Source organism: Kitasatospora sp. NPDC087861 (genome assembly GCF_044742585.1).
Taxonomy (GTDB): domain Bacteria; phylum Actinomycetota; class Actinomycetes; order Streptomycetales; family Streptomycetaceae; genus Kitasatospora.
Genome location: NZ_JBIUUS010000004.1, coordinates 221,137 through 233,981, shown reverse-complemented (window position 1 = coordinate 233,981; position 12,845 = coordinate 221,137). Strand labels below are relative to the sequence as shown.

Here is a 12,845-nt window from a genome sequence, read left to right as displayed (position 1 = left end):
CGGGCGGCACTGGTCCGGACCCTCCTGGGGTCCTGCCCGGGGCCCGGTTCCGGACCTACTGCGGCCCCTGCTGCGGGCCGGTGCGCCAGTGGCCGGCCAGGGCCGGGCCGAGCTGGTCGAAGTGGCGCTCGATGACGGCGACCATGCCCTCGGGCCCGGCGGGCTCCTGCTCGGGGGTCCAGGACAGGTGGGCGGCGCGCAGCACGCTGCCGAAGACGGCGGCGAGCACGGTGGGGCGCAGGTCCCTGGCCGGGTCGAGGCCCTCGCGCTCGGCGAGCACCTGGACGACCACCCGCTCCTGCTCGGTGACCCGGCGCAGGTGGGTGGCGAGCAGGGTGGGGGTCTCCTCGATCATCCGCATCAGTTCGAGGGCGGTGGTGATCGAGCCGGGGCCGGAGCGGTGCTCGGCGCCGAGTTCGAGCCAGGACTGGACGATCGCGGCGCGCAGCGCCTGGAGCGGGGACTCGTGGGCCGGGCGGCGGCGCAGGCACGCGATGAAGTGGTCCTCGGCCTCGGCCATCACGGCGAGCGCGACCTCGTCCTTGTTGGCGAAGTAGCGGAAGAAGGTGCGCTGGGAGACCTCGACGGCGGAGGCGATCTCGTCGACGGTGGTGCGGGCGAAGCCCTGGCGGAGGAAGAGCACGTGGGCGGCCTGGACGAGGGCGTCCCGGGTCTGCTGCTTCTTGCGCTCGCGCAGCCCGGGCAGCCGTTCGGCGGGGACCGGGGCGGCGGTGGGGGTGGGGGTGCGAGCGGCCATGGTGGGGCCTTCCGGGCGCGTGCGGGCGGGGTGGGACCACAACCTTAGCGTTCTGACAAATGTCAGCCAGAGCCAGAAGTCAGTGTTTGCCGAATGTCAGACGCTGACATAATCTGCCGGAAGTGGCGCTCGCCGGCCGGGCACTCGTGGGGACGGGTGGGCCGCGGCGCCACTCCCACGTTTCGTTCTCTGTCACGCCCCCGGAGGGCCCCAGATGAGCCAGTCCGTCGTCAAGAACGCCAAGGCGGACGTCCCGCCGCAGCGCACGCCACCGGGCGGGGGAGGGCTCAAGGGGCACCCCTGGCTGACCCTGCTGACCGTCGCGGTCGGCGTCATGATGGTCGCCCTGGACGGCACGATCGTCGCCATCGCCAACCCGGTCATCCAGGCGGACCTGAAGGCGGCGCCCTCCGAGATCCAGTGGGTGACCAGCGGCTACCTGCTGGCCCTGGCGGTCTTCCTGATCACGGCCGGCAAGATCGGCGACCGGTTCGGGCACAAGAACACCTTCCTGGTCGGCGCCGTCGGCTTCGCCGCCACCTCGGCCGCGATCGGCTTCGCCGGCAACATCCAGACCGTGATCGCCTTCCGGGTGCTCCAGGGCCTGTTCGGCGCGCTGCTCCAGCCGGCCGCGCTCGGCCTGCTGCGCGGCGCCTTCCCGGCCGAGAAGCTCAACATGGCGATCGGCATCTGGGGCGGCGTGATCGGCGCGTCCACCGCGGCCGGCCCGATCGTCGGCGGCCTGCTGGTCGAGCACGTCAACTGGGAGTCGGTCTTCTTCATCAACATCCCGGTCGGCCTGATCGCGCTCGGCCTGGGCCTGTGGATCCTCAAGGACGTCCGGGCCGAGAAGGCCGCCAAGTCCTTCGACGTGCCCGGCATCGTGCTGCTCTCGGTGGCGATGTTCGCGCTGGTCTTCGGCATCATCAAGGCCCCCGAGTGGGGCTGGGGCGACGCCCGCACGCTGCTGTTCCTGGGCGGCGCGGTGGTCCTGATGGTGCTCTTCGCGTTCTGGCAGGCCCGGGCGAAGGAGCCGCTGATCCCGCTCAGCCTGTTCCGTTCGGTGCCGCTGTCGGCGGGCACCCTGCTGATGGTGCTGATGGCCTTCGCGTTCTTCGGCGCGATCTTCTTCGTGACCTTCTACCTGCAGAACGTGCACGGGATGTCGCCGGTTTCGGCCGGCGTCCACCTGCTGCCGATGACCGGCATGATGATCGTCGGCTCGCCGGTGGCGGGCATCGCGATCGGCAAGCTCGGCCCGCGGATCCCGATCGTGGCCGGCATGCTGATCACCACCGCCGCGATGTTCGGCATGTCCACCCTGGACGCGGGCTCCGGCACCGGCGTGATGTCGCTCTGGTTCATCCTGATGGGCCTGGGCATCAGCCCGGTCATGGTCGGCGCCACCGAGGTGATCGTCGGCAACGCCCCGCTGGAGCTGTCCGGGGTGGCCGGCGGCCTGCAGCAGGCCGCGATGCAGGTCGGCGGCAGCCTCGGCACCGCGGTGCTCGGCGCGCTGATGGCCGCCAAGGTCACCGACGTGCTGCCCGGCAACTGGGCCAAGGCCGGCCTGCCGCCGGTCCAGGGCGCGGACGCGGAGGGCCTCAAGCAGGCCGCGCAGCTCGGCATCGCCCCGCCGGCCCCGGCCGGCACCCCGCAGCAGGCGGTGGACGCGATGGCCGGTGCCGTGCACGACTCCTTCGTCAGCGGCATGTCGCTCGCCTTCGCGGTCGCCGCCGTGGTGGCCTTCGCCGCCGCCGTGCTCGGCCTGCTCACCCGCCGCGGCGCCGTCGAAGCGGGCCCGGCCGTCCACATCTGATCCCCGCCCACACCAGCGGCCCCGGACTCGGCGGAGTCCGGGGCCGCTGTGCGTCCTCATCCGCTGCCCGGGGTCAGACCCGAGCCAGGGCGACCAGCGGAATCGTCCGGCCGGCCCCGGCGCGGTAGTCGGCGAACAGCGGCGCGGTGGCGATCTGACGGGCCCACAGCGCCTCGTGGTCTTCCGGCGCGACCGGGGCGGCCAGCGCGGGGTAGCGGTCGGCGCCGACCTCGACGGTGACCTCGGGGTGGGCCAGCAGGTTGCGGTACCAGAGCGGGTCCTTCGGGCTGCCGCCGTTGCTGGCGAAGACCACCAGCCGCTCGCCGTCCGGCAGGTAGACCAGCGGCGTGGTGCGCGGCTCGCCGCTGCGGGCGCCGCGGACGGTGAGCAGCAGCACCGGCCGGCCGGTGAGCTCGCCGCCGACGACACCGCCGGTCGCCCGGAACTCGGCGATCACCTCTCGGTTGAACTCGGTTCCGCCGTCGGTGGGTTCGGGGTGCTCTCGACCGGGGTTCCCGGGTGCGATCTCGTTCGTCATGGGGACGAGACTAGGGCTTGACACCGCTGTGCGGGCCGAGGCACAGGGGCGGGAACGCCGAAGGGCCGGGCCTCCGTGCGGAGGCCCGGCCCTTCAGGGTCCAGCGGGTGATCAGGCGTCGCCGCCGGCGGCACCCGGGTCGGCCGCGGTCACGTCGAGCAGCTGGTAGCGGTCGATCGCGTCCTTCAGCGCGCTGCGGTCGACCTTGCCCTGCTTGGCGAGCTCGGTGAGCACCCCCAGGACGACCGACTGCGCGTCGATGTGGAAGAAGCGACGGGCCGCACCGCGGGTGTCGGCGAAGCCGAAGCCGTCGGCGCCCAGCGACTGGTACTGGCCCGGCACCCAGCGGGCGATCTGGTCCGGCACCGCGCGCATCCAGTCGGACACGGCGACGACCGGGCCCTCGGCGCCCTGGAGCTTCTGGGTGACGTACGGCACGCGCTGCTGCTCCTCGGGGTGCAGCAGGTTGAACTCCTCGGCCTCCACCGCGTCGCGGCGCAGCTCGTTCCAGGAGGTCGCGGACCAGACGTCGGCCTTGACGTTCCACTCCTCGGCGAGGATGCGCTGGGCCTCCAGGGCCCACGGCACGGCCACGCCGGAGGCGAGGATCTGGGCCGGGATCTGGCCGGCGGTGCCCGGCGCGTACCGGTGCAGACCCTTGAGGATGCCCTCGACGTCGACGTTCTCGGGCTCGGCCGGCATCTTGATCGGCTCGTTGTAGACGGTCATGTAGTAGAACACGTCTTCACCGTGCGGGTACTGCTCGCTGGAGCCGTACATCCGCCGCAGACCGTCCTGGACGATGTGCGCGATCTCGAAGCCGTACGCCGGGTCGTACGCGACGACGCCGGGGTTGGTCGAGGCCAGCAGGTGCGAGTGGCCGTCGGCGTGCTGCAGGCCCTCACCGGTCAGCGTGGTGCGGCCGGCGGTGGCGCCGATCACGAAGCCGCGGGCCAGCTGGTCGGCCATCTGCCAGAACTGGTCGCCGGTGCGCTGGAACCCGAACATCGAGTAGAAGACGTACACCGGGATCAGCGGCTCGCCGTGGGTGGCGTAGGACGAGCCGGCGGCGATCAGCGAGGCGGTGCAGCCGGCCTCGGAGATGCCGTCGTGCAGCATCTGCCCGGTCGGCGACTCCTTGTAGGCCAGCAGCAGATCGCGGTCGACCGACTCGTAGGTCTGGCCGAGCGGGTTGTAGATCTTCGCCGACGGGAACAGCGAGTCCATGCCGAAGGTGCGGTACTCGTCGGGCGCGATCGGCACGAAGCGGTTGCCGATGCCCTTGTCCCGCATGAGGTCCTTGAGCACCCGGACGAACGCCATGGTGGTGGCGATGGTCTGGTTGCCGGACCCCTTCTTGACCGCCTTGTACGCGTCGTCGCCGGGCAGTTCCAGCTGGCGCGGGCGCACCTTGCGGGTCGGCACGTAGCCGCCCAGCTCGCTGCGGCGGTCGTGCATGTACTGGATCTCTTCGGAGTCGCGGCCCGGGTGGTAGTAGGGCGGGTAGCCCTCGTCGAGCTGCTTGTCCGTGATCGGCAGGTGCAGCCGGTCGCGGAAGCGCTTCAGGTCCTCGACCGTCAGCTTCTTCATCTGGTGGGTGGCGTTGCGGCCCTCGAAGTTGGGGCCGAGCGTCCAGCCCTTGACCGTCTGGGCCAGGATGACCGTCGGCTGGCCCTGGTGCTCGCGGGCCGCCTTGAACGCCGCGTAGATCTTCTTGTGGTCGTGACCGCCGCGACCCAGGTGCTGGATCTGCTGGTCGGTCATGCTCTCGACCATCTTGCGCAGGCGCAGGTCGCTGCCGAAGAAGTGCTCGCGGATGTACTGGCCGGTCTCGGTGGCGTAGGTCTGGAACTGGCCGTCCACCGTGGTGTTCAGCTTGTTGACCAGGACGCCGTCGCGGTCCTGCGCGAGCAGCGGGTCCCAGCTGCGGTCCCAGACCAGCTTGATCACGTTCCAGCCGGCGCCCCGGAACTGGGACTCCAGCTCCTGGATGATCTTGCCGTTGCCGCGGACCGGGCCGTCCAGGCGCTGCAGGTTGCAGTTGACCACGAAGGTCAGGTTGTCCAGGCCCTCACGGGCGGCCAGCGACAGCTGGCCCAGCGACTCCGGCTCGTCCATCTCGCCGTCGCCGAGGAAGGCGTAGACGTGCGAGTCGGAGGTGTCCTTGATCCCGCGGTGCTCCAGATAGCGGTTCATCCGGGCCTGGTAGATCGCGCCGAGCGGGCCGAGGCCCATCGAGACGGTCGGGAACTCCCAGAAGTCCGGCATCAGCCGCGGGTGCGGGTAGCTGGACAGGCCGTACGGGGCCTTCGACTTCTCCTGGCGGAACGCGTCGAGCTGCCGCTCGGACAGTCGGTCCAGCAGGAACGCGCGCGCGTAGATGCCGGGGGAGGCATGGCCCTGGAAGAAGATCTGGTCGCCGGACTCGCCCTCGGCATCCTTGCCGCGGAAGAAGTAGTTGAAGCCGACGTCGTACAGCGACGCGGAGGAGGCGAAGGTGGCGATGTGGCCGCCCACGCCGATGCCCGGGCGCTGCGCCCGGGAAACCATGACGGCCGCGTTCCAGCGGGTCGCGTTGAGGATCTTCCGCTCGATCTCCTCGTTGCCGGGGAAGAACGGCTCGTCCTTGGTCGCGATGGTGTTGACGTAGTCCGTGCTGCGCATCTCGGGCACGGCGACACGCTTCTCGCGGGCGCGCTCGATCAGGCGGAGCATCAGGTAGCGGGCACGCTCGCGCCCCCGCTCGTCGATGGCCGCGTCAAGCGACTCCAGCCATTCCGCGGTCTCCTCGGGATCGAAGTCCGGGACCTGACTCGGAAGGCCGCCAATGATGATCGGGTTGCGATCGGATCCGGAAGCCACGCTGTTCCTTCACTGTCGGTCGAAACTGAGGTGTGTCGCGCCGCCTCCATCGTGCTACCGCGCTCGGAGATCCGTCATCTCTACCGATCGGTAACCGTTCCGCCTGGTGGGCGGGACGGTCTGGTGGTGCGCGGTCCGGGCGTCTTCGCCCGCCCCGCACACCCCCGGGTGTTACGAACAGAGGTGGTCCGACCTGGTTTCCCGTCCGCCCGATGGCGGGCGGCCGGGGTGAGGGCCAACAGGAGACTCTACGCCCGCGTACGCGCGGACCCGAATGCCGTTCGCATCTCGGGCACGCGTACGGCCTGTGGGCCGGGACCACCCGAAGCATCGTTGTCCTACACAGAGAAGGGCAAATCGGTGTGATTCCCGACACGTCCGGACGGCGTGTCCCGGTGCGACACGTCAACCTTTGGGGGGGATCGGGGGTCGGGTACTTGCGCGAACCGCCGCGCCCGTGTGGACTACGGCCACAGCCTCGGCATGGACGCCGAGCCGAATACTGGAGGTTATTCCCGTGAGCGCGACCGCGGACCCCGCGGACAAGTCCAACCCGGCGGCCCGTCTCGGCTTCGAAGAGGGCCAGATCATTCAGGAGCTGGGGTACGACGACGACACTGACCAGGAGCTCCGCGACGGCATCGAGGAGCTCACCGGGACGGATCTCGTCGACGAGGACTACGACGACGTCGCCGACGCCGTCCTGCTGTGGCACCGCGACGACGACGGGGACCTCACCGACTCCCTCGTCGACGCCCTGGAGTACCTGGCCGAGGGTGGTCTGATCTGGCTGCTGACGCCCAAGACCGGGCGCGACGGCCACATCGAGGCGTCCGAGATCGCGGATGCGGCCCGCACCGCGGGCCTCTCCCAGACCAGCTCGATCGCGGTCGCCAAGGACTGGGCGGCCACCCGGCTCGCGACCAAGTCCACGGCCAAGCCGGGCGGCAAGCGCTGAGCGGATTCTGAAGCCCCGGACCGGGCCCCGCCGGAGGATCCTCCGGCGGGGCCCGGTCGTTTCCGGCGTGCGGGGCCCGGTCGTTTCCGGCGTGCGGTGCCGGGTACGGACGCGTTCGCCCAGGGCGAAAGGGATGGAGCGCGGAAGCCCGGGCCTCATCCGTTCGGCGGAACGCGGGTGATCGGATGCGAGGATGGCGCCGGGCCGCGCCGCCGCGCGGCGTGGTCGCGTCAGAAAGGTCCCGTCCATGGCCATCGAGGTCGGCACCGAGGCTCCGGACTTCGAGCTCAACAACCAGCACGGCGAACCGGTCCGCCTCTCCGACTTCCGGGGCGAGCGGAACGTCGTCCTGGTCTTCTACCCGTTCGCCTTCACCGGCGTCTGCACCGGCGAGCTCGGCGCGATCCAGCGGGAGCTGCCGCGGCTGCAGGACGACCGGGTCCAGGTGCTCGGCGTCTCCTGCGACTCGCAGTTCACCCAGCGGGTCTTCGCCGACCGGGAGGGCCTGGAGTTCCCGCTGCTGGCCGACTTCTGGCCGCACGGCGAGGTCGCCCGCGCCTACGGCGTCCTCGACGAGCGGAAGGGCTGCGCCCTGCGCGGCACCTTCGTGATCGACACGGCGGGCGTGGTGCGCTGGAGCGTCGTCAACGACCTCCCGGACGCCCGGGACGCGCAGGAGTACCTGAAGGCCCTCGACGCGCTCTGACGGCCCCGGGAACCGCGCTGCGGGCCCCATCCGGCCGAACTTCGAACAGCCGCGCCGGACCCGTTCGCGCATCCGGACGGGAACCGCGCACTACGCTCGGTCCGTTGGCCGGGTGGCGCAGGAGCCGCTCGCCGGCCGGCGCCTCGAACCGCACCACCGGGGGCACCAGGGCGTGCCTCCCGATTCTTGGAGGACAAGTGGGTGTCAGCCTGAGCAAGGGCGGAAACGTCTCGCTCACCAAGGAGGCCCCGGGTCTTGTGGCCGTGGTCGTCGGCCTGGGCTGGGACGTCCGGACCACCACCGGGACGGACTTCGACCTGGACGCCAGCGCGCTGCTCTGCAACGACCAGGGCAAGGTCGCCGCGGACGGGAACTTCGTGTTCTTCAACAACCTGAAGAGCCCGGACGGCTCCGTCGAGCACACCGGTGACAACCGCACCGGCGAGGGCGAGGGCGACGACGAAGCGATCAAGGTCAACCTGGTCGGCGTCCCGGCGGACGTGCAGAAGATCGTCTTCCCGGTCTCGATCTACGACGCCGAGAACCGCGGGCAGAACTTCGGCCAGGTGCGCAACGCCTTCATCCGCGTGCTGAACCAGGCCGACAACACGGAGCTGGCCCGTTACGACCTCTCCGAGGACGCCTCCACCGAGACCGCGATGGTCTTCGGTGAGCTGTACCGCAACGGCGCCGAGTGGAAGTTCCGGGCCATCGGCCAGGGCTACGCCTCCGGCCTGCGGGGCATCGCCCAGGACTTCGGCGTCAACGTCTGAGTCGTCGGCAGTCGAGGCGTCGGCGCCTGAGTCGGCAGCGGCCGAGTCGTCGGCGGTCGAGTCGTCGGCGTCTGGGCCGTCGGCGCGCAAGCCGTGCACGGGGCGGCCCCGGACCTTCGCGGTCCGGGGCCGCCCCGGCTTCGTGCGCGCTGCGTGCGCTGCGAGGATGTGAGTTCAGGAAGTTCAGCCGGCCAAACGGGGCCGGCCGGGGCCGCGGGGGACTACACCTTGTAGGCGCGCCCCGGGAGAAGGCAAGGGAGGAAGAACAGTCATGGTGGTCACGCTCGCCAAGGGCGGGAACGTCTCGCTCACCAAGGCCGCGCCGAACCTGACGCAGGTCCAGATCGGCCTCGGCTGGTCCGCCCGTTCGACCACGGGCGCACCGTTCGACCTCGACGCGAGCGCCCTGATCTGTGGTGGCGGCCGGGTGCTCGGCGACGAGTACTTCGTCTTCTACAACAACCTCAAGAGCCCCGAGGGCTCGGTCGAGCACACCGGCGACAACCTCACCGGCGGCGACGAGACGGGTGACGACGAGGTCGTCCTGGTCAACCTGGACCTGGTGCCGGCGCAGGCGGACAAGGTGGTCTTCGCGGTGTCGATCTACGACGCCGAGGCGCGGCTGCAGAACTTCGGGCAGGTCCGCAACGCCTACATCCGGGTCGTCAACTCCCTCGACGGCCAGGAGATCGCCCGTTACGACCTCTCCGAGGACGCGTCCAGCGAGACCGCGATGATCTTCGGCGAGCTGTACCGCTACGCCGGTGAGTGGAAGTTCCGCGCGGTGGGCCAGGGGTACGCCTCCGGCCTGCGTGGCATCGCCCTCGATTTCGGCGTAAACGTACAGTAAGGGCGAAAATCAGAACAATCGCACCCAACCAACGATCATGAGAACAGAGGGCAGTGCGGGGGTGACCTGACCGGGCGCGGCCCGGTCAGGGCGTCTCGGGACGAGGCCGCCCCCCGGCACGGCCCGAAACCCGAAAGGTAACCAAGTCCCGTGTTCCTCCGCACTTTCGGCTGGTCGTTCGCGATCACCGTCATCGGCCTGATCGCGGCCGGACTGCTCTGGGGGGCCCAAGGATTCGGCATCGTGCTGATCCTCTCCATCCTGGAGATCTCCCTGTCGTTCGACAACGCGGTGGTCAACGCCACGGTGTTGAAGCGGATGAACCCGTACTGGCAGAAGATCTTCCTGACCGTCGGCGTGCTCATCGCCGTCTTCGGTATGCGGCTGGTCTTCCCGCTGCTGGTGGTCGGCCTCACCGCGAAGCTCAACCCCGCGACCGTCATCGACCTCGCGCTGCACTCCGACAAGACGCACGACGGCCTGACCTACGGCCAGTACCTGGAGGCGGCCAACCCCGCCATCGCGGCCTTCGGCGGCGTCTTCCTGCTCATGATCTTCCTCGACTTCCTGTTCGACGAGAAGGACCACAACTGGCTGGCCTGGATCGAGCGCCCGCTGGAGAAGGTCGGCAAGCTGGACGCCTTCTCCAGTGTCGTCGCCCTGGTCGTGCTGGTGCTGGCCTCCAACTTCTTCGCCGGGGAGCACGCTGAAACCGTTCTGCTCGCGGGTGTCCTCGGCCTGATCACCTACCTCGTGGTCGGCGGCCTGTCCTCGATCTTCGAATCGGGCCTGGAGGACGAGGCTGAACGCGAGGAGGAGGCGGAGAAGTCCGGCAAATCGATCCTCCAGGTCGGCGGCAAGGCGGCGTTCTTCCTCTTCCTCTACCTGGAGGTCCTGGACGCCTCGTTCTCCTTCGACGGCGTGGTCGGCGCGTTCGCCATCTCCAGCGACATCTTCCAGATCACCCTGGGCCTGGGCATCGGCGCGATGTACATCCGTTCGCTGACCGTCTTCCTGGTCCGCAAGGGCACCCTGGACGACTACGTCTACCTGGAGCACGGCGCGCACTACGCGATCGGCGCGCTCTCGGTGATCCTGCTGGTCGGGATCAAGTACCACATCCCGGAGATCGTCACCGGCCTGATCGGCGTCGCCTTCATCGGGCTGGCGCTCGGTTCGTCGATCCTGCGCAACCGGCGCGAGGGTGCGGACGACGAGCAGGAACTGGTGAGTTCCGGCAGGTAGCCGTCGGGCATGCGAAAACGGCCGCCTCCGGGGTTCCGGGGGCGGCCGTTTCGCGTCGCGGTGTGCGCGGTCAGCCGAGCTGCTGCTCGATCGCGCGCAGCTTGCGCTCCAGCGAGTCCAGCTTCGGCATCGACAGGGTGTCGTCGTCGGCCGTCAGGTCGATGGTCGAGCTGCGGTAGGACGAGCCCGAGGCCGTTCCGGCGGTCGAGGAGGCCGAGTCGGCGGACGAGGAGTAGGACGAGGAGTAGGACGACGAGTACGACGAGCCGACGGCGGCGCGCGGGCGGCGGCCGGCGTCCAGCGCGCTCAGCGAGGTCGGCTCCAGCGAGCCCGGGGCGGACTGGTGCGAGGCGGTGGTGTCCGACCCGGCGGCTAGGGCAGGCTCCGTAGCGCTCGGGCCGTCTCCGGCAGCCGTGAGCGCGGGCACCTGGCGGCCGCTGCGGGCCCGGGCGAGCATGCCGCCCTGACGGGAGATGGCCTTCAGCTCGGCCCGCTCGCGGCGGTCGGCGGTGCGGGCGCGCGCCTTGGCGTCCAGCTTCGCCTGGCGCTCCTCGCGCACCTCGTCGACCGCCTCGTCCAGGCTGCGGACGTTCTCCAGCAGCATCAGCGACCAGGCCGCGTAGGTCTCGCGCGGGGCGCGCAGCCAGCGGACGATGCGGATCTGCGGCAGCGGGCGCGGCACGAGCCCCTGCTCGCGCAGCGCGGCCTTGCGGGTCTGCTTCAGCGCGCGGTCGAAGAGGATCGCCGCCGAGATCGACATGCCGGAGAAGAACTGCGGGGCGCCGTCGTGCGACACGCCGCGCGGGGCGTGCACCCAGTTGAACCAGGCCGAGGCGATCGCGAACACCCAGACCAGCAGGCGCGAGCCGAGCGCGGCGTCGCCGTGGCTGGCCTCGCGGACGGCGAGCACCGAGCAGAACATCGCGGCGCCGTCCAGGCCGAACGGGACGAGGTACTCCCAGCCACCGGACAGCCCCAGGTTCTCCTTGCCGAAGCCCACCAGGCCGTGGAAGGACAGCGCGGCCGCGACACCGGCGCAGCAGAACAGCAGCGTGTAGGAGGAGATGCCGTAGATCATCTCCTTGCGCCGCCGGCGCTCCTCGCTGCGCTCCCAGGAGTCGCCGGCCTCTTCCTTCTTCGTGTTCTTGAAGCGCAGCGTCGCCAGCAGGATGGCGACGAACAGCAGGGCTGCGCCGCCGATGACGGTCCAGACCAGCTGTATGGAGGTCAGGTTCATTGCGGGTCGGGCCTCGGGTTTCCGCAGGGGACGGGTTCACAGGGCGACACAGGCGGTCAGCTCCCGGTGCGTCGGGATCGCCTGACGATTCGTTCGTCGCCGCACGGCATTCCCGCCGCACCCGCGCAGGGGCGGACGGGACACCTGTGCGGCTAGACGATATCGCGTCCGAAGGGGCGGCATGTTACGGGAGGGCGGCTTCCTCCTGCCAATCGACCCGCCGGTGAGCGCCAGGGGGCCCCACGGGGTAGGGGAGAGGACGGTTCGGGTATCGGACGGCCGGGCTGATGCCCGATCATGGAGCGGCGGACCGTCAGATCGCCTGACGGGAGCAGGGGGAGGGGACGGGATGGTCTCGATCTGGGAGTACCTGCGCGGGGAGCGGAACTACACCTTCGACAACCCCGGTGGTCAGCACAAGGTCATACTCACCAAGTCGACCCCGCAGCACGCGATCACCGGGGCCGCGGCCACCACCGGCTACCTCTACGTCAACCTGCACTGGACCACCCGCTCCGGGGCCGTCCGGCCGAGCGCGGGGGACCGCGTCAAGCGCTTCTTCAGCCCGCGCATCCTGAGCCCGCTGGAGCCGGACTCGGTGCAGAACCAGCAGGTCAACGTCGACCTGGACCTGGCGTGCATGTACGAACTGTCCGACGGGAGCAGCGGCGTGGTGCAGCCGCTCGGCGGCTACTTCGGCGACCTCCAGCATCCGCCGTACATCAAGCTCAGCGGCGACGACCAGTACGGGGCGCCGTCCGGCGAGACGATGTACGTCAACCTGGAGAAGAAGGACAAGTTCAAACGGCTGCTGATCTTCGTGTACATCTACGACGGCACGCCGGCCTTCGAGCAGTCCCACGCGGTGGTGACGATCGTGCCGCAGACCGGGCCGCGGATCGAGATCAAGCTGGAAGAGCGGGCCCGGGCGGCGCGCTCGTGCGCGGTGGTGCTGATCGAGAACGCGGGGGACAACCAGCTGACGGTGCGCCGTGAGGTGCGGTACGTCAACGGGTTCCAGGCGGACATCGACCGGCTGTACGGGTTCGGGATGCAGTGGCAGCGCGGGTACAAGAGCCAGTCGGGCGGCTCCGAGTAGG

At 70.1% G+C, this 12,845-nt stretch carries 10 protein-coding genes and 1 pseudogene; 7 read left to right on the top strand and 4 right to left on the bottom strand.

What is annotated here, in order from left to right:
• Positions 1–55 precede the first annotated feature (55 nt).
• Positions 56–757, bottom strand: a complete 702-nt coding sequence (locus tag ACIOJE_RS08360) for a TetR/AcrR family transcriptional regulator (RefSeq protein WP_400774350.1) — start codon at positions 755–757, stop codon at positions 56–58.
• Between the two features lie 214 nt (positions 758–971).
• On the opposite strand from ACIOJE_RS08360, the pseudogene ACIOJE_RS08355 reads away from it, so the two are divergent.
• Positions 972–2,602 (top strand): annotated as a pseudogene (locus ACIOJE_RS08355) (MFS transporter); the annotation flags it as partial.
• Positions 2,603–2,649: 47 nt separating this feature from the next.
• On the opposite strand, the gene ACIOJE_RS08350 reads toward ACIOJE_RS08355, so the two are convergent.
• Positions 2,650–3,114, bottom strand: coding sequence for a nitroreductase family deazaflavin-dependent oxidoreductase (locus tag ACIOJE_RS08350; RefSeq protein WP_400774347.1), 465 nt, complete (start codon positions 3,112–3,114; stop codon positions 2,650–2,652).
• A 111-nt stretch (positions 3,115–3,225) separates the two neighbouring features.
• Positions 3,226–5,976, bottom strand: coding sequence for a pyruvate dehydrogenase (acetyl-transferring), homodimeric type (aceE, locus tag ACIOJE_RS08345; protein ID WP_280676722.1), 2,751 nt, complete (start codon positions 5,974–5,976; stop codon positions 3,226–3,228).
• A gap of 517 nt (positions 5,977–6,493) precedes the next feature.
• Between aceE and ACIOJE_RS08340 the strand changes: the two genes are divergently transcribed.
• From ACIOJE_RS08340 to ACIOJE_RS08320, 5 genes are all read left to right on the top strand, one after another.
• Positions 6,494–6,934 (top strand): DUF3052 domain-containing protein, encoded by a 441-nt coding sequence (locus ACIOJE_RS08340; RefSeq protein ID WP_280676720.1) that lies wholly within the window; start codon positions 6,494–6,496, stop codon positions 6,932–6,934.
• Positions 6,935–7,181: 247 nt separating this feature from the next.
• A complete protein-coding gene (locus tag ACIOJE_RS08335; RefSeq protein WP_280676718.1) occupies positions 7,182–7,640 on the top strand; it encodes a peroxiredoxin in 459 nt (152 codons plus the stop codon).
• A gap of 197 nt (positions 7,641–7,837) precedes the next feature.
• Positions 7,838–8,413, top strand: coding sequence for a TerD family protein (locus tag ACIOJE_RS08330; RefSeq protein WP_280676716.1), 576 nt, complete (start codon positions 7,838–7,840; stop codon positions 8,411–8,413).
• A gap of 271 nt (positions 8,414–8,684) precedes the next feature.
• Positions 8,685–9,263 (top strand): TerD family protein, encoded by a 579-nt coding sequence (locus ACIOJE_RS08325; protein WP_280676714.1) that lies wholly within the window; start codon positions 8,685–8,687, stop codon positions 9,261–9,263.
• Positions 9,264–9,413: 150 nt separating this feature from the next.
• Entirely contained in the window at positions 9,414–10,508 is a 1,095-nt protein-coding gene (locus tag ACIOJE_RS08320) for a DUF475 domain-containing protein (protein WP_400774342.1), read from the top strand.
• Positions 10,509–10,578: 70 nt separating this feature from the next.
• Here ACIOJE_RS08320 and ACIOJE_RS08315 read toward each other — a convergent pair whose 3' ends face one another.
• Entirely contained in the window at positions 10,579–11,745 is a 1,167-nt protein-coding gene (locus tag ACIOJE_RS08315; RefSeq protein ID WP_400774340.1) for a DUF2637 domain-containing protein, read from the bottom strand.
• A gap of 349 nt (positions 11,746–12,094) precedes the next feature.
• Here ACIOJE_RS08315 and ACIOJE_RS08310 point away from each other — a divergent pair, with 349 nt between their 5' ends.
• Positions 12,095–12,844, top strand: coding sequence for a Tellurium resistance (locus tag ACIOJE_RS08310; RefSeq protein ID WP_280676708.1), 750 nt, complete (start codon positions 12,095–12,097; stop codon positions 12,842–12,844).
• Position 12,845: the final 1 nt, after the last annotated feature.

Excerpts from the sequence above, each read along its gene's own strand:
- ACIOJE_RS08310 (WP_280676708.1), top strand. The coding sequence starts at position 12,095 with ATGGTCTCGATCTGGGAGTACCTGCGCGGGGAGCGGAACTACACCTTC.
- ACIOJE_RS08315 (WP_400774340.1), bottom strand. The coding sequence starts at position 11,745 with ATGAACCTGACCTCCATACAGCTGGTCTGGACCGTCATCGGCGGCGCA.
- ACIOJE_RS08335 (WP_280676718.1), top strand. The coding sequence starts at position 7,182 with ATGGCCATCGAGGTCGGCACCGAGGCTCCGGACTTCGAGCTCAACAAC.
- ACIOJE_RS08325 (WP_280676714.1), top strand. The coding sequence starts at position 8,685 with ATGGTGGTCACGCTCGCCAAGGGCGGGAACGTCTCGCTCACCAAGGCC.
- ACIOJE_RS08350 (WP_400774347.1), bottom strand. The coding sequence starts at position 3,114 with ATGACGAACGAGATCGCACCCGGGAACCCCGGTCGAGAGCACCCCGAA.
- ACIOJE_RS08360 (WP_400774350.1), bottom strand. The coding sequence starts at position 757 with ATGGCCGCTCGCACCCCCACCCCCACCGCCGCCCCGGTCCCCGCCGAA.